This window comes from Mucilaginibacter rivuli, from assembly GCF_019391655.1.
Taxonomy (GTDB): domain Bacteria; phylum Bacteroidota; class Bacteroidia; order Sphingobacteriales; family Sphingobacteriaceae; genus Mucilaginibacter; species Mucilaginibacter rivuli.
The window spans coordinates 324,760-341,573 of the sequence record NZ_JAHXPQ010000002.1 but is presented as its reverse complement, the minus strand read 5'-3'; the positions used below and the strand labels follow the sequence as shown (position 1 = coordinate 341,573).

Annotated in this window: 12 protein-coding genes; 5 read left to right on the top strand and 7 right to left on the bottom strand. The window is 43.3% G+C overall.

Annotation, left to right across the window (positions count from 1 at the left end):
• Position 1: 1 nt before the first annotated feature.
• The 5 genes from KXQ82_RS05375 to KXQ82_RS05355 all read right to left on the bottom strand — a co-directional run bounded on the left by KXQ82_RS05375 (position 2) and on the right by KXQ82_RS05355 (position 7,763).
• Positions 2–814, bottom strand: coding sequence for a polysaccharide deacetylase family protein (locus KXQ82_RS05375; RefSeq protein ID WP_219487132.1), 813 nt, complete (start codon positions 812–814; stop codon positions 2–4).
• A 64-nt stretch (positions 815–878) separates the two neighbouring features.
• Positions 879–2,231: a rhamnogalacturonan acetylesterase gene (locus tag KXQ82_RS05370; RefSeq protein WP_219487131.1), complete on the bottom strand. Its 1,353-nt coding sequence runs from the start codon at positions 2,229–2,231 to the stop codon at positions 879–881.
• Between the two features lie 21 nt (positions 2,232–2,252).
• Complete coding sequence (locus KXQ82_RS05365) at positions 2,253–3,521, bottom strand: glycoside hydrolase family 28 protein (RefSeq protein ID WP_219487130.1); 1,269 nt, start codon at positions 3,519–3,521, stop codon at positions 2,253–2,255.
• 6 nt (positions 3,522–3,527) lie between these two features.
• Positions 3,528–5,516 (bottom strand): alpha-L-arabinofuranosidase family protein, encoded by a 1,989-nt coding sequence (locus tag KXQ82_RS05360; RefSeq protein ID WP_219487129.1) that lies wholly within the window; start codon positions 5,514–5,516, stop codon positions 3,528–3,530.
• 63 nt (positions 5,517–5,579) lie between these two features.
• On the bottom strand, positions 5,580–7,763 hold the full coding sequence (locus KXQ82_RS05355) for a glycosyl hydrolase (protein ID WP_219487128.1): 2,184 nt from the start codon (positions 7,761–7,763) through the stop codon (positions 5,580–5,582).
• A gap of 596 nt (positions 7,764–8,359) precedes the next feature.
• On the opposite strand from KXQ82_RS05355, the gene thrS reads away from it, so the two are divergent.
• The 4 genes from thrS to rplT all read left to right on the top strand — a co-directional run bounded on the left by thrS (position 8,360) and on the right by rplT (position 11,521).
• Positions 8,360–10,291, top strand: coding sequence for a threonine--tRNA ligase (gene thrS, locus KXQ82_RS05350; protein ID WP_219487127.1), 1,932 nt, complete (start codon positions 8,360–8,362; stop codon positions 10,289–10,291).
• A gap of 1 nt (position 10,292) precedes the next feature.
• Positions 10,293–10,862 carry a translation initiation factor IF-3 gene (gene infC, locus KXQ82_RS05345; RefSeq protein ID WP_219487126.1) on the top strand — a complete coding sequence of 190 codons (570 nt, stop codon included), beginning with the start codon at positions 10,293–10,295 and terminating at the stop codon, positions 10,860–10,862.
• A gap of 33 nt (positions 10,863–10,895) precedes the next feature.
• Positions 10,896–11,096 carry a 50S ribosomal protein L35 gene (gene rpmI, locus KXQ82_RS05340; protein WP_219487125.1) on the top strand — a complete coding sequence of 67 codons (201 nt, stop codon included), beginning with the start codon at positions 10,896–10,898 and terminating at the stop codon, positions 11,094–11,096.
• A gap of 80 nt (positions 11,097–11,176) precedes the next feature.
• Positions 11,177–11,521 carry a 50S ribosomal protein L20 gene (gene rplT / locus KXQ82_RS05335; protein ID WP_219487124.1) on the top strand — a complete coding sequence of 115 codons (345 nt, stop codon included), beginning with the start codon at positions 11,177–11,179 and terminating at the stop codon, positions 11,519–11,521.
• A gap of 256 nt (positions 11,522–11,777) precedes the next feature.
• On the opposite strand, the gene KXQ82_RS05330 is transcribed toward rplT, so the two are convergent.
• Both KXQ82_RS05330 and KXQ82_RS05325 read right to left on the bottom strand, forming a co-directional pair.
• Positions 11,778–14,723 (bottom strand): TonB-dependent receptor, encoded by a 2,946-nt coding sequence (locus tag KXQ82_RS05330; protein WP_219487123.1) that lies wholly within the window; start codon positions 14,721–14,723, stop codon positions 11,778–11,780.
• A 37-nt stretch (positions 14,724–14,760) separates the two neighbouring features.
• Complete coding sequence (locus tag KXQ82_RS05325) at positions 14,761–15,675, bottom strand: hypothetical protein (RefSeq protein WP_219487122.1); 915 nt, start codon at positions 15,673–15,675, stop codon at positions 14,761–14,763.
• A gap of 450 nt (positions 15,676–16,125) precedes the next feature.
• On the opposite strand from KXQ82_RS05325, the gene KXQ82_RS05320 reads away from it, so the two are divergent.
• The gene (locus tag KXQ82_RS05320) at positions 16,126–16,689 is read left to right on the top strand and encodes an acyl-CoA thioesterase (RefSeq protein WP_219487121.1); all 564 of its coding nucleotides are present in this window, start codon (positions 16,126–16,128) and stop codon (positions 16,687–16,689) included.
• The last annotated feature ends 125 nt before the right edge of the window (positions 16,690–16,814 follow it).

The following is a 16,814-nucleotide window of genomic DNA, read 5'->3' as shown; positions in this document are numbered from 1 at the left end:
CTTATTTTTTAAAAACAGGTGTAATATTCAATGCTTTTTCGGCATTGATATAGGTAGCAAGATCGCGCAGAGCGATCACTTTATAATGGTTATCTTTCAGGTACTTTAAATATTCTTCAAACAGTTCGGGTGGGGTATTTACCCAAACGTGGGCCTCATCCGGCACACCGTGAATGGTTAATACCACAATTTTACCATCTTTAGCCATATCGAGCGCATCAAACACCTGCTTGCGGTTTGTGGCCGACGTAGTGATACCCGGAACGAGATATGGATGATCTGCAGCAGGATCATAAGGCCTGTCAAAACCGGCCCGTGCAAACTGGTACCCTGCCGCCTTTAATACGCCAAAGGCTTTGGGACTTATATCATATCCGGGGTAGGCGAAACTTATTGGTTTTGGGATATGGTACTGGGCGCATTTATCTTCAATATATTTTAGTTCGGCTACAAAATGCAGGCTATCCATTTTATTAACATGCGTATGGTTTTGGGTGTGATTGCCTATCTCGAAACCCATTTTACTGAGCCCGGCTATTTGTTCCCAGCTCATGTATTTTGTTTTATCGCTAAAAGGCGGAGTAACAAACTCGCATACAAAGAAAGTGGCGCCAAAGCCGTACTTTTTCAATAATGGCCCCACATAAGTAGCATGGCTTAATACCGCGTCATCAAAAGTTAATACCACTACCTTATCGGGAATGAGCTTCTTTAGGACTTGCGCCTTAGCGGTTAGTTGCAGTAGCAGGGGCAGTAGCAGTAGTATACCGCTTGTCTTCTTTACAGATTTAAGTAAACTATTTGATACTGTCATAACTCTCCTATTTAAACTGCTACTGCTACTTAACACTGCTACTCTTTATTGCCATTTCTACTAATTAATTCCCATCCGGTTTAGCAAAGGTAGCAGCTCTTAATACAGCGCTTGGCGGACTAACAGGTACGCTGAAGGTATCCGGATCATCCGGGTGCGATGGATCGAAATGAGGTGCATCAATGATAAATTTCTCTAAGCCTAAGTGATTTGATTTAATGCCTTCTATCACCATTTTGGCAATTTCGTAAGCGCCGTATGGGTTAAAGTGGGTATTATCTGCTAAGGGTTTAGCACCTTGCCCCGGCCAGGTATTGGCAGGGTAATGCACCAACGCTTTTGTCGATCTTTCTTTACCCAAAGCGTTGTAAAAGTCGGCTGTCATGGCATTCACATCTATCATGGCTATGCCTTCATCCTGGGCTACTTTACGTGCAGCAGCAGGGAAATCGCCAAGGGTATTTACCACTTTGCCGGTAGTATCGCTAAAAGCACGGCGGCTGGTTGAGGTAACAACAACAGATATCATGCCTTTAGCCTTAGCCTGGGCGATGAAGTATTTAAAGCTTTCGGTATAGGCTTTCCATGCACCCGCGTTAGGGCCTTTTTCTTTCTGATCGTTATGGCCAAATTCAACAAAAAGGTAATCGCCCGCTTTGGCGGTGCTTAGCACCTTATCCAAACGGTGCGAGCCTTTAAAGCTGGCCAGGGTTAAACCCGATTCGGCATGGTCTGATATGGCTACGCCCGGTTTAAAAAAACGGGTAACCATTTGTCCCCATGATGCCCATGGCTCATCGTCCTGGTCAACCACAGTGCTGTTTCCCGCAAGGTAAACCGTGATCTGGTCATCAGCTTTAGCTATCTCAACAGCGCATACCGCTGGTTTTTTATTATTAAACTCAAGGGTAAGCTTATCGTCCCAATCCAGCTTTTTTAACTCACGGTCTTTTAAGCCAACTTTTACGCCCGCGCTGATCTCGGGTTTGCGGATATTTACTACAAAGGTTTTGGTAACAAACTCGCCCGGTTTGGTTTCTACTTTTTCGAGCATTAACCTGCGCGACTCGGCTTTTACCGTAGTTACGGTTGCTTCCTTAGCATCACCAAAGGTTACGGTAACTTTATAATTGCCTTCGGGTACATCAACCGAAAAAAAGAAGGGTTTATCATTGGTGATATAGCTTGCTTTTAGTGGGTCTTTACCGCCACGGTCAACCGCTTTAACGGTAGATTCGTTATCGAAACCATAGCCAAGTTCTTTGGTATAATTTGTTGATGGGGTAACCGAAGTATAGCCATCTTTCACCTTTCCTGACCCGAACTCGAACTTAAAACTGGTTTTCTGCGCGGATACCGAACCTGCCGCCAATAGTATTGCCGCTAACGCACCCGATAGTTTTGTGATGTGATTCATATATGCTGTTTTTCTCTTTTACTAATTCTGTTTCACTGTTTCAGGCTGATTGATGATCTGTTCGCCTTGCTTTATATTTAAGCTTAACCCGCTGTAATCCATATTGGTTACGTTGGTAACTTTTAAGCCTGTTTGAGCCTCAATATTGCAATCAATAAATTTGACATTGCTGATAGGGCTACCGTTTAATCCGGCCAATGAACCTGTTGATTTTGCCGTACCCGTTACGTTGATGAGTTGCACATCGCGCACAATAGGCAGTGGGTTTGATGGTGCTGATAAAGTACCGTGTGAGCTTGTCCAGTTCATGTTAAACTCGAACGCGCGGGTAACATCCTTTAGCTTGAAATTACGGAATACGATATGCTGTACCGTGCCTCCCCTGCTTTGCTGCGATTTAAACCTTACGGGAGCCCAGTTACCCTCGGCTACGCAATCGCGCACCTCAACGTTACGGATACCGCCCGATGTTTCGCTACCCATGGCAACGCCGCCATGGCCAAAGCCAAAGCGGGTATTCTGGATAACAATGTTTTGGCAAATGCGGTTAGGTACAGTATTGGTTTCGCGGCCCGCTTTTATGGATATGCAATCATCGTTCACATCAATGTCGCAGCGTGATACTGTTACACCATCGCAGGCATCAATATCAATACCATCGCTGCTGGGGATGTTATGCTCGGCGGTGATGGTGAGATCCTCAACCTTAACACCTTTGCAATACAATAAATGCAGGCACCAAACCGCCTGATTGTGGAGTTTTAATTTAGAAATGGTTACGTTATGGCAACCTTCTAAGCATATTAAACGCGGCTTGCCGGGTTTTGGAGTGGTTGTAATACCACGGTACACCGCGATATAATCCTCGCCCGAGCCGTCAATCATCCCTTCGCCCGTGATATCAAAATCAGCCAGGTATTGGGCGTTTACAAAGGCCGCGGTGAACATGCGTTCCACACCTTCAAAACTGGTGTGTATTTGTGGGTAATCAGCTGGGTTGAGCGAACCTTTTAATACGCCTTTGGCATCTATCAGCAGGTTAACGCCTTTTTTGAGGAATATGGAACCGCTGATAAAAGTCCCTTCGGGGATCTCAACAATACCGCCACCTTGTTCGGCCGAGGCCTGGTCTATGGTTTTTTGGATGGCGATGGTGTTCAGTGTTTTGCCATCGCCGATGGCGCCATTATCAGTAATTAGAAAGTGACGTTTGGCAGCAACATGAGGCTTATCGCCAAAAGGCAATAAAGAAACTATGGCGAGGCCCAATATGCTGAACGTTTTTATCATTGGTTATTAATTATAAGGGACGGTGATCACATTTACTGAACGTGGTGCCAACCTTACAAAAACCATATTGCCTGTTAAAGGCAAAGCTTCCATTACGGGTGCTATTTTTTTAGGTTCGGCAAGGGTGTTAAAATCCAACAAGTTTGCCGATGTTAAAGTTTCGCACGAACCTTTACCCTGCACAACAGTTTTACCACCGATATTTAGGTCAACATTCACCGATTGCGACGATGTATTTACCAGCTTTACTATAAGCTTATTGGTATTCTTGTCAATTACCGAGCTGGCATACAAACTATCCTTACCTGCCAATACTTTACCATCCATCAGCGTAGGCACCACGTCGGTACCTTTGTTGTTGGCGTATAGTTTTTGCACGTAGTAGTTAGGCGTAGCAACGCTGCGCAGGTTATCAAACCAAATAAGGTCGGGGCGCCATTGCCAAGCTTCAACGTGGGCCAATAGCGGGGCATAGCTTGCCATTTGTACCACATCGGCGTTGCGCTCCAGTCCGGTCATAAAAGCAGCTTCGGCCAGGGCGCTTACCCAGGTGTTCATTAATTCGCTTTCTTTGCCTTTTGGTTCTTTGATGTGCGCGGCGTATTCGCCGGCGAAAATTTTCGAGCTGTTACGGTCATAATTATCATAACGGGATGCGTTCTGGAAAAACCAATCCGGCGACTGGTAATAATGCTCATCTAAAAAGTTAGCTTTTTGCGCGCGCAGTTCGGTTTGCAGGTAATCAAATTTATCCCCGGAAGGTGATGGCCCGGAGCTGGTGACTAACTTAATACCCGGATATTTAGCATTAATGGCTTTGGCAAACAGCTTATAACGATCAAGGTATTGCACATCCCACTGCTCGTTACCAATACCCATCATTTTCAAATTAAATGGTTTTGGATGGCCCATTTTAGCGCGTAGTGCACCCCACTTAGTAGTAACGGCGCCATTGGCAAACTCCACCAGGTCGAGCGCGTCCTGGATAAAGGGGTTCAGTTCATCTAAAGTAGCTACCTCGCCGGTATTATACTGACAAGCCATACCGCAGTTAAGGATTGGTAGCGGCTCGGCGCCAATATCATCAGCTAACTGGAAATATTCGTAAAAGCCAAGGCCGTATGATTGGAAATAATCGGGAGCCGAACGGGCTGGGAACTCGGTGTTCCAACGGTTGATGATGAGTTCGCGGTCCTCAACATTACCTACAGTTTTTTTCCATTGGTAGCGGTTAGCCAGATCGCGGCCCTCAACGATACAACCTCCGGGAAAGCGTACAAAGCCCGGGTGCAGGTCGGAAAGCAGTTGCGCCAGGTCGGCACGTAAACCGTTAGGGCGGCCCTTGAATGTTTCCTGCGGGAACAGGGAAATCATGTCGATATCCAATACACCTTGTCCGGCGAAAGCCACACTTAACTGCCCTTTTGCCTCGGTACCTGTTGCCGTTATCGGGACGGTATATTTTGCCCATTTATTGGCAAAGCCCTGCAGGTCGGCCTCACCGAGACTGGTTTTGCCATCGGCAGCAAGCAACTTAATATGAATTTTCGTATTGCCTGTGCCTTTGCGTGCCAGTACAGAGAAGTTATAAGTTTTACCTTGCTGTATACCCACACCACGGAAACCTTCGTTAACAAGGCCATAGTAGCCTTTATCGCTTTTTACAGTCACCCTGTCAAAACGGGGGTTGTTAGCATTTTCGGTAGCGCGGTTGATGATGAGCGACGTGCCCTGACCGCCATCACCTTTAATTTCTTTCCATCCCATTAAGGGTTTGGCAAACTCGAATGAGCGGTTCTTTACCAGCTCGGCGTAAAGGCCGCCGTCGGCAGAGAAGTTAATGTCTTCGAAAAAGATGCCCCACATGGCGGGCGGTACTTTAACGGTGGGCTTATCAACGGCGATGTTGATGGTTTTGGTGTCTTGGGCCCTGGTTGAAAGTTGCAGTAGCAGAGGCAATAGCAGTAATAGCCGTGGTAATATTGTACGTTTCATAATTGGTGGTTATTAATTAGTGTCAATATTACGATTATTTTTCTTTTGTATCATTTTCAATTTTCAGTTAGTATCGATAGGTGGCATTTTTGTTTTTGAGATAATGATAAATTTTGTTTCCTGAGGCTTTAGCTTTAAGGTAACCGGCGTGTTGTAGTTGGTGTCTGTACCACTTTGTTGGGTCACTATATTTGTTTTTGGGTCCCATTCGTTTACCATACCTACGCCCCGTAAAGTGGCCGTAGTGTTTACCTCATCGGTCAAACTTTCGTTAAAGAAGAAGTATATATCGGCATCTTTAATAACGCGGTGGATGTATTTAAGGGCCGGGTTGGCGGTAGCGAGGCTAACATCAGAATATTTGATATATTTTGAGAACATCGACCTGTAATCATCTTTTCCAGACATGTCGGAATGGATCAACGAAAACATATCCGGCGAAACTTTTTGAGCATCCATAAAGCTTTTATCGTTCAGTAATTCAGGCGTTTTGCCAACAAACAATACGCGCCCTCCGTATGTGGTCATCGTTTTAATTTTTTCGATAACCGCATTTGAAAGCACAGTGACCGAAGGTATAACCAGTATTGAATACTTTGTACCGGATGCAGTTGTAAACGGACCATTGGTCACAGTCAGGTCTTTCGTTAAGGCCTCCTCACTCACAAAATCAAAATCGTACTGGTTATTTAACAGTTCCTCGCCTACCTTGATCAAACTTTCATTAGCGGCCTTATCGCCCATCCATAAACTTGTAGTGGGCATGTAAAGCGCCACCTGTGTTGCGGGGCGGCCCTGGCTAAGCACATAGCAAACGGTGTTGAGGTATTTTATTAATGCCGGGAAAGCCGCCTCACCCATATAACCGCGCAGGTTGGTTTGGCCGCTCCGTGCGGATGAGGATACGAACATCAACTCAAAAAGGTTGATACCGCGTACCATTTGCTGGTTGAGCACCCATTTGGCCTGCTCCACGTTTGGCGCTGGGCGGTATGCCGCGAAGCTTTCACTTAAGGCGCGCGGCTTATTATAAACGTGCGATACCGATGAAGCGAATTTTGAGAAGTTAGAAACAGTATCCGACCATATCTGGTGCCAAATGGCATCTACTCCGGGGATTTGCACGCCTTTCAGGTCTTTAAAGAAATCGCCGCCTGAACGTACAAACTGGGCCATGTTATCATCTTTATCCAAGTGTACCATGTACTCCATACCGTTGGCTTTGCACCAATCGCCTTGTAGTTTAAAGTAATTTTCGCCAAACATATCCGACCATACATCATAAAAATCCGCTTTGGCTTTTTGCTGTTCCGGGCTTGGATCGCGGAGGAAAAAGGTTGCTAAATAAGGTGTGATATCGTAACCTTTTTTGGCTTTAAATACTTCGGGCAGTTTGGGCGTCCATGGGGTATAGCTAAATGCGGGCTCATCTCCGCGGAAGCCTAAAACGGTTTTGCCAAACTCATCGCCAATGTATTTTTTGTATTCTTCTTCGGTCCAGTTTAAAAACTGTCTGGTGGCTTCGGGATTAAGGTAATCCATTAGCGATGCGCTACCATCTTTACCTTTGGTTGGATTATTTGCAGAGCGCGTTGGCGATGTTTTAAATTGAGACTGCGCAATGATGATCTCCCATTTGCCAGGCGGCGGCACAAAATCAATTTTTCCACCTTTTATCGCAACATTTTGCGTGACTTTAGTTTCGGGATTATAAGCAATGGCCGATAAGGCCGTGCCGTTAAGCGGTTCGCCGATAGTTAAACTGCCCCATACAAAACGTTGAGAGGTAAGCGCCTGCATTTTCAGTTCGGGTTTCAGCTCGCTGAATTTTCCGCCTGCAAAACCGCTGGGGTATTTACCCTCGTCGATGATCCAGATGTGCATGCCGCGCTTCTTGGCTTCTTCCACCGCCATTTTGATGGACTGGAACCATGCTTCGGAAAGGTATTTGCCAGCCATGCCATAACCCGCTTCGATGCTGACTGCGCGGAAACCTATTTCGTGGAATTTATCAAGGTCGCGGGCGATAACCTCGCGGGTCATGCTGCCATCCCAGCCCCAGGTAACGGCGGCGCTGTATTGCGATGGCGGGTTTAATAATTTACCGGATAGTTCGGCAACAGTCGGCATGTTGATCTTTTGCCATGGCGCCTGCGCCGATACCTGCGTTGCGAATAGCGAACAGCAAAAAGTAAATACTAATAACTTGCCCGTGGCTTTTAAGGAATATTTATACTGATGGGACATGGCAGCGTTAAATGTGGATTAGAAATTGCCGTTTCGCGGAGGAACACACAACCCCCGCGAAGGCAATTTTAATTCCGGGAAAAAGTTGAAACCTATCACAATACCACCTTTTTATTAACCCCGAAAAAAGACATTTACAATAATTAAGAACATACTATCCCCTATCAAAAAAAGGGCTATATCAATTTAAAAAAACTGGACTGATCGGTTTATTTTGTTGACGTCCCGATAACTATCGGGATTGGTTTATATAACAACAGGTTAAAAGTAGCAGATGCATTAAATATAGCCGTCCTGTTCCATCCTGATTGCACGGTTATGTAACTTTAATTTTACTTTGTTGCATTAATTAAACAAATGATGGAAAATGAGTGGTTAACTTGATTTTGTGTGGTCGGTTTTGCTGCCTGTCGCTTTAGGATTGCTTCGTTCCTCGCAATGACGTGATGGTGAGCATACCCATAATTACCTATCACATAAATCCGAAATCGAACATCCGAAATCCAAAATTCTACTGTATATTTGCACCTCAAAAAATCACCATTGTACGTGATTTGGTACTAACATATTATTAAACATTTAAATCATAGTTGTAGATGATTAACATTACACTTCCTGATGGTTCCGTTCGTGAGTATGAGCATGGAACTACCGCAATGCAGATCGCATTATCCATTTCTGAAGGTTTAGCCCGTAACGTTTTAGCCGCCGAAGTTAACGGCGAAGTTTGGGATGCCAGTCGCGCTATAGAGGCTGATAGCAACGTTAAATTATTGACCTGGAATGATGCTGATGGCAAAAACACCTTTTGGCACTCATCGGCACACTTATTAGCCGAGGCTTTGGAAGCCCTTTATCCCGGAACAAAATTCGGTATCGGTCCGCCGTTGAAAGAGCAGCCCGGCTTTTACTACGATGTTGATTTTGGCGACAGGGAGTTCTCGAGCGACGAGTTCAAAAAAATTGAAGATAAGATCATCGAGCTGGCTAAAACTAAGGAGGAATACGTACGTAAACCGATGAGTAAAGCCGACGCGATAGCTTATTTCACCGAAAAAGGCGACGAATATAAACTGGACCTGCTGAAGGACCTGCCCGATGGCGGCATCACTTTTTATACACAAGGTAACTTTACAGATCTGTGCCGCGGTCCGCATATCCCCAACACGGGTTTTATAAAGGCTGTTAAACTAACCAGCGTTGCAGGTGCCTACTGGCGCGGCGATGAAACCCGCAAACAGTTAACCCGTATTTACGCTGTTACCTTCCCTAAGGCAAGCGAGCTGACCGATTATTTGACTTTGATTGAAGAAGCCAAAAAACGTGATCACCGTAAGTTGGGTAAAGAGTTGGAGCTATTTGCTTTCAGTGAAAAAGTGGGTGCAGGTTTACCTTTGTGGTTGCCTAAGGGAGCTGCTTTACGCGAGCGTTTGGTGCAGTTTTTAACTAAAGCACAGGTAAAAGCCGGTTACGAACAGGTGATAACACCGCATATAGGCCATAAAAGTTTATATGTAACATCGGGCCACTACGAGAAATATGGGGCGGATTCGTTCCAGCCGATAAAAACCCCGCAGGAGGGCGAAGAGTTCTTTTTAAAACCTATGAACTGTCCGCACCATTGCGAGATCTATAAAACTAAGCCACGCAGCTACAAAGACCTTCCTGTGCGTTTTGCGGAGTTTGGTACCGTTTACCGTTATGAGCAAAGCGGCGAGCTGCACGGCTTAACCCGCGTACGTGGTTTTACACAGGATGATGCGCACTTGTTTTGCCGCCCCGACCAGGTGAAGGAAGAGTTTAAAAAAGTTATCGACTTAGTGTTATATGTTTTTGGAGCCCTGGGCTTTGAGGATTATACCGCGCAGGTATCCTTACGCGACCCGAACAACAAAACCAAATACATTGGCAGCGACGAGAACTGGGCCATTGCCGAAAGCGCTATTATTGAGGCTGCTGCCGAAAAGGGCTTAAGAACCATTGAAGTTGAAGGTGAAGCCGCGTTTTACGGCCCGAAACTTGACTTTATGGTAAAAGATGCGCTGGGCCGTAAATGGCAGTTAGGCACCATACAGGTTGATTATAACCTGCCTGAGCGCTTTGAATTAGAGTACACCGGCAGCGATAACCAAAAGCACCGCCCGGTAATGATACACCGCGCTCCGTTTGGATCGATGGAAAGGTTTGTGGCTGTGCTGATTGAGCACTGCGCGGGCAATTTCCCGCTGTGGTTATCGCCGGAGCAATTCACTATTTTGCCGATCTCGGAGAAATATGAAGATTATGCAAAAAAACTTTCAGAATCACTAAAAGATTCCGATATTTGCGGGCTTATTGATTTCAGGGACGAGAAAATTGGTCGTAAGATCAGGGATGCTGAAGTCAAGAAAATACCATACATGCTTATTGTAGGTGAAAAAGAAGCGGCTGAAGGGCTTGTTTCGGTAAGAAAACATGGCGAAGGCGACTTAGGCAGTATGACGATTGAAGAATTTACACAAAAAATAAAAAAAGAAATAACAGTATAACTTGGCTTTAAATAAACCTAATTTTAACAGAGGACCGAGGCTACCTTTCAAAAAGAAAGAAGCTGAACACAACATCAATCAATTTATCCGCTCACAGGAAGTTCGCTTAGTGGGTGATAACGTAGAAGTGGGTGTTTATTCATTAAAAGAAGCATTGGCATTTGCCGAAGAGCAAGAACTCGACCTGGTTGAAATATCTCCGAACGCAGTACCCCCTGTTTGTAAGATAGTTGACTATAACAAGTTCATCTACGAGCAAAAGAAAAAGCTGAAAGAGATAAAGAGTAACGCCAAGCAAACCGTTATTAAAGAGATCCGTTTTGGACCGAATACTGATGACCATGACTTTGAGTTTAAATTGAAGCATGCCATCAAATTTTTGGAAGCGGGCGAAAAGGTAAGGGCTTACGTACACTTTAAAGGCCGTGCAATTGTTTACAAAGAGCAAGGCGAAATATTGTTACTACGCTTTGCACAAGCATTAGAAGATGTGGGTAAAGTGGAGCAACTACCAAAACTGGAAGGCAAGCGGATGTTTTTAACCGTTACCCCTAAGGCTGCTAAAAAGTAATTGATTTACAATTAATATATATAAAACAGAGTTATGCCAAAAATGAAAACCAATTCCAGTGCTAAAAAGCGTTTTAAGCTTACTGGAACCGGTAAAATTACCAGAAAGAACGCATACAAAAGCCACATCTTAACCAAGATGTCGACTAAACGCAAGCGTAACCTTACCCACACCAGCTTAGTAAGCAATGCGGATATGGGTAACGTAAAACGTATGCTTTGTATCGGAAAGTAATTAAACAAATTTTTAACCAGGTATCAGAGTTTTAAAGACCATCATTAAATTGAGGCACTCGCTACCAAAATCGCAAGAAAATGCCACGTTCAGTTAACGCAGTAGCGTCAAGAAGACGCAGAAAAAAGATCATGAACCTCGCCAAAGGCTATTGGGGTTCACGCAGCAAGGTTTACACCGTTGCTAAAAACACAGTTGAAAAAGGTTTACAATACGCTTACCGCGACCGTAAAGCTAAAAAGAGAGAGTTTAGGGCTTTGTGGATACAACGTATCAACGCAGGTGCCCGTCAACATGGTTTATCATACTCTCAGTTAATAGGTAAATTAAACGCTAAAGAAGTTGGGTTGAACCGTAAGGTATTAGCCGACTTAGCGATGAACCACCCAACTGCTTTTAAAGCTATAGTTGATTCGGTAAAGTAAGCAATTACAATACTTTGTTAAAAGCCTCCTGAACATGTGTTTCGGAGGCTTTTTTTGTGGTTATTTGGCAGCCGTTAAGTATTGTCACTACGAGGCAAAAGAAACATACTGGTTGTGATACCCTACCGTTCTACCGAGCTTTTTGCCCGTACGGAACAACTTGAATTATCGTAAGTGCAGCATTTGGGTTCCATCCTAAACAAAAAGCGCATCCCGGATAACCGGGATGCGCCTCGATATAATGATATCTTAAGTACTAGTAGATAAAGCTACCATCGCCCCTACGTTGCATTTGGCGGCCGTTACGCATTGGTGTGCCGCTCCAGTGTTGGAAGTTTAAACGTATCCCAACTAAAAAGTAGCGGCTTAATGTGCTCGATTGGGTATTGGTATAGCCTGTTTCATTTATAGTTTGCTCAACAAAATTGTTTTGGTGCAGCAAATCGTACATATTAAATGTAACTACCAGTTGTCTTTTTTTGAAAAACTCCTTTTCTAGCCCTGCGTTTAATACTAATGGATTAGTGCTTAAACCTTGCAAACCGCTCACGTAGCTTTTAGAAGCATTGTAGTTAACCTGGAAAGTTTTCAGGAAGTACATGCGGCCATCAATTGCCAGCGAAGTGGTTTGCACCTGTGTGCTTGAGTTACCCCTTGAGCTATTTGCACCCGAGGTTGGCAATGAATTGAACGAGCGCGACAGATCATAACCAATGTATGGGTTGATCTCAATATTATCATTAGGGCTTATTCTGGGGCCAAAACGCTCATCAAATCTCCAGGTAGTGCTGTGGTACTCCTGCCCCTGGCTCATCCCAACATTATAACCATAAGTAACGTTACCATTTAACGACAGGTTGTATTTACGGTCATCAAGTTGTTTTGCAACATTATACCTTGCAACATACGAATGCGTACCATTAATGTTGATATAATTGGTTTGGTTAAAGTTAATATTAACCGGTTTCCCATTTTCCATTACCGTTCTAAACAACAAAATACTGTTTTGTGCAATTTGATTATTAACGAAAGAAGCATTAAAATTAACTGAGAAATTAAGTTTAGAATTGGCGATATAATTATTATAGCCTGCGCTAAGCGAATGTGTAAATGAAGGTTTCAGATTAGGGTTACCAACTATAATATTATTAGGATCTGTTGCATCGGTAAAAGGTTGTATCTCCTGGAAACTTGGCTCGGCATTAGATCCGGAATAAGCGAAGCTAAACCGTTCTGTACGTGACCATGAATACGCCAACCGGAACACCGGTATTAGCCTGAAATCGCTACGCGTTACGGGCAGGTTGTTTACATTGCTGGTATTAACTTTTACACCCTCCAATAAGGTTGGCACTGCTGTTAACCCCACTGATATATTGTATTTTACACCCGTGAACCTGTAATCCAGAGTCAATCGTGTTTCTGTAAATGAATAGTTATAGTTATTGCTTCTGGAAGCAACTTCAAGAGTACTGCCATTTGCTAATACAGTATCTACTGCTGCCTTGTTATCATATACTGAACGACGGGTCTGTCCATTAAAATCTATCCGCGATAGCTTGCCTATAGGTTCAGAATAGGTTACACTCACCCTTGATGTAGTATTGGCACTTGTCCGCTTAGTTATCAGGTGCGAGATCGAATCCTTTAACACATAATCTCTTGTGCTATCCTGGTAATAATGGGTATCATTATTGCTCTCTCGATTAGCTTCAGTAGTCGATTTGTTAAGGCTAAATTGCACAGATGCGTTTCTGCCTTGTTTTTTAAATATATGCTGGTAAAACAATAATCCACCATAATTGGGTGCGTTATTAACATTATCACTCATTGAATTTACTACAGGGTGCGAAAAACCCGGAGGAGGCGGGTAGCCGGGTACTACCTGCGTATAATACTGCAGGTTATCGGTTATATTATCAGTTGACGCATTAGAACCCGAATAACTAAATGTTGGTGTAAATTTAAGGAAGTTAGCACTATCAATGCTGTACTCTATGTCAAAGCTAAAATTGTGGCTACGGTTATTATTATCAGACGAGCCATTTTTACTGAATATATTAGGCCCATAAGTTGTTTTACGTAAACCATTGCTAATGCTTGTGGCATTGGTGTTGCTAAACCGATAAGCATAATTAGTATTCACCTGGATCTTTTTGCCCCATTGATCGCGGTAGCTGAGGGATGGATAACCTGATTGAGTTGTACCCGGGCTGCTGCCACGGCCTGCACCTGCACCAACGCCAGTACCGCCACCACCGCCATTAGTTGCACCACCGGCAATACCCGAAGAGGCCACACCATTCTGAGAGTTACGCAAATTACCTATAAAGTTAAACTGTTGGTTAGCATTTATACGCTGTACAGATAAGTTTGCATTATACCTGTCATCGCTACCATATTGACCGGTAAAACGCCCGGTGAGGCCAATTGACCGATCAGCACGTGTGGTAATGTTCAATATTTTCTGAGGGTCGCCATCTTTAATACCTGTTCTGGCGGCGGCATCGCCATAATCATCAACTATTTGTATTTTTTCAACAATATCGGCAGGCAGGTTTTTTATGGCTGTAGCTACATCGCCATCGCCAAATGCTTTACCATTTAATTTAGCTTTAGTTACCTGTTGCCCCTGGTGCGTAAGTGACCCATCAGATCCTACTTCCATGCCTTCCATCTTTTTGAGCAACTCATCAACGGTTGAGTTTTCGCGCACTTTATAATCGCTTGCGCGGTATTCTACAGTATCTGTTTTATAAGTTATACTTGGCACCCCATTTATAGTTACTGTTTTTAACATCTTGTTGTTCTCAATCATAATAATAGGATCAAGAATCAACTTTTTTACCGCATCATTTTGCAGGTATTTATTCACTTTTGTAACATAACCCATAGAGTTAATTGTGGTAGTAAATGTGGCAAGCTTTACATTGCGTAAAACAAATACACCATCGGCGTTTGTGCTGGTACGCAAAGTATCTAACTTTGAAGTAAGCAAAACCGTTGCCCCTATAATAGCGTTATCGCTCGAATCGCGCACTACACCACTCACCTCACGAAAGGGTAATGGAGGTAACACCGCGGCTTTTTGCTGTTGGGTGCTGCCTCCCCTGTTACGGTTTGCGCCACCGCCTCCGCCATTTTGCGCAAACACCTGGCTACACACCAGCAAAGCACTAATTATAAATAGAATTTTCTTCATCAGTAGTTAAGTTTAGGATTCATTAAATTATAGTTTACTACTTTTTTGCGGGTATATACTTCGCCCAAAAATCAGTAGCACTCAGGAGTTCTTCATTACCGCCGAAGCCGCCACCACCAAAACCACCGCCGCCGCCAAAGCCGCCACCACCGCCACCGCCGAAGCCACCACCGCCATTTCGACCGCCGCCACCACCGCCGCCGCCGTTGCGACCGCCACCGCCGCCGCCATTGTTACCGCCGCCGCCATTATTACGGTTATTATTACCATTACCCATTTGAATACCGTTAACTTTAATATTATAGGCAAACTCTTTAGGGTTAGTGGCAGAAATGTTAAGGAGTTTTAAAGGTATAGACAATTCAAAAAGAAAATCGGCCTGATCATCATAGTTCGCGGCAGCTTTAATGCCATACTCGTTATATATCGATATTAGTGTATCGGTAATGTTTTTGAAACCTAAAACACTTATTTCTTTTATCGACGCGATCGCGGTTTTACGGGCCGCGGCCGCTTCTGCAAGCGAGGCCGAATCTTGCACTGTAGTTTGACTGGCCCCACGCGGGCGGCGCAGGCCACGCATGTTATTGCGGTTTACAATAGGAAAGGTAACACTATACGCGCCTTCTTCTTTTTTCTTGTCGGCTGTATTTATGGTAAGCGTAACGCCACCACCCATTACCTTAGATGTATTGATCGCATCAGCGCTTTTTACAACCAGGTAAATGTTTTTATCATCGTTTGATAGTGTGTAATACAGCTTGGTTGTTTTATTATATGCGGCAAAAGTGTTTTCCCATTCGGCAAATTTACCGTCTATCTTTACTTTTTCGGGCGCCAGCACAGAGCCTTCCTGTGTATTATTAAGCTTTTGGGCATTGGAGTAAAAACCTGCAGCTACAAGTAAGGCAGTAAATGTTATTTTAATAAGGGGTAAAGTTTTAATTTTCATGTTTTAAAAAATCAGGTCATCAATTAAACCGTTTTATTTAACATCGTCTATAGTTTTAGTATTCTTTATTTTATACTTGTATAAACAAACAATGCTTTCTGATCCGGTTTTATTGGTTTTAATTATTAGATGTGAAATTACTACGAAGGTTTCATTAATATTTGAATGTCATACAAATGTTGCGTACTTGTATTACAATTGTTGCAAACACACTTATCTGCAAAGCCAAATAATAACCTCAAATATATAAATTACTATATTTACGAAGCGCTAATATTGCGTTATTAGCTATTTATAATTAATTAGTTATAAGCTACCACCACACTATAGCACCCTTTAAATTAGCGCCATTAAGCTCAACACACATAAATTTTGAGTATAGCGGTGATATTTATTTTTACCTTCATTGTAACAACTTTTGCTTAACACACCAATAACCCACAATTGAATATGGCAGAACCAATCCCATACAAACCCATCAGTTTTTCTGAAACCACTATTACCGAATTAATGATACCATCTTACTCCAATTTTGGCGGGAAGATACATGGCGGCATATTACTATCATTAATGGATAAAGTTGCTTATGTATGCGCCGCTAAACATGCCGGCAATTATTGTGTAACCGCGTCTATTGATACGGTTAACTTTTTAGAGCCTATTGAAGTTGGTGAATTGGTATCGGTAATGGCATCAGTAAATTATGTTGGTAAAACATCCATTGTAGTGGGTATACGCATTACATCACAAAACGTTAAAACAAGTGTAGTAAAACACACTAATACCAGCTATTTTACCATGGTGGCTAAAGACGAGCATAATAAACCTGTAGAGGTGCCGGGCCTTATTCTGGAATCGCAAATACAGGTTCGTCGTTTTATTGAAGCCATTAAGCGTAAGGAGCTACGCCAAAACTACCGTAAAGAGGTTGAATTAATGAAAGCATCGGTAAATTTTGAGCAATATGAAACCCTTTTAAGTGCAGAGCGTTGTTTGGTAACTTTTAATAGCTAACATCTTTTTAACCTCCTACGTAAAAACATTAATTAACAACAAATTTTTTTATTTTGAAATAATTATTTATTTCTTTACAGTACTGAATTATAGTGCTTTCTAAAATTCAGTAAGCACAAAACATC

What these genes read in the sequence shown, in the direction of transcription:
- KXQ82_RS05375 (WP_219487132.1), bottom strand. Translation starts at nt 814, where the DNA reads ATGACAGTATCAAATAGTTTACTTAAATCTGTAAAGAAGACAAGCGGT.
- KXQ82_RS05370 (WP_219487131.1), bottom strand. Translation starts at nt 2,231, where the DNA reads ATGAATCACATCACAAAACTATCGGGTGCGTTAGCGGCAATACTATTG.
- KXQ82_RS05365 (WP_219487130.1), bottom strand. Translation starts at nt 3,521, where the DNA reads ATGATAAAAACGTTCAGCATATTGGGCCTCGCCATAGTTTCTTTATTG.
- KXQ82_RS05360 (WP_219487129.1), bottom strand. Translation starts at nt 5,516, where the DNA reads ATGAAACGTACAATATTACCACGGCTATTACTGCTATTGCCTCTGCTA.
- KXQ82_RS05355 (WP_219487128.1), bottom strand. Translation starts at nt 7,763, where the DNA reads ATGTCCCATCAGTATAAATATTCCTTAAAAGCCACGGGCAAGTTATTA.
- thrS (WP_219487127.1), top strand. Translation starts at nt 8,360, where the DNA reads ATGATTAACATTACACTTCCTGATGGTTCCGTTCGTGAGTATGAGCAT.
- rpmI (WP_219487125.1), top strand. Translation starts at nt 10,896, where the DNA reads ATGCCAAAAATGAAAACCAATTCCAGTGCTAAAAAGCGTTTTAAGCTT.
- rplT (WP_219487124.1), top strand. Translation starts at nt 11,177, where the DNA reads ATGCCACGTTCAGTTAACGCAGTAGCGTCAAGAAGACGCAGAAAAAAG.
- KXQ82_RS05330 (WP_219487123.1), bottom strand. Translation starts at nt 14,723, where the DNA reads ATGAAGAAAATTCTATTTATAATTAGTGCTTTGCTGGTGTGTAGCCAG.
- KXQ82_RS05325 (WP_219487122.1), bottom strand. Translation starts at nt 15,675, where the DNA reads ATGAAAATTAAAACTTTACCCCTTATTAAAATAACATTTACTGCCTTA.
- KXQ82_RS05320 (WP_219487121.1), top strand. Translation starts at nt 16,126, where the DNA reads ATGGCAGAACCAATCCCATACAAACCCATCAGTTTTTCTGAAACCACT.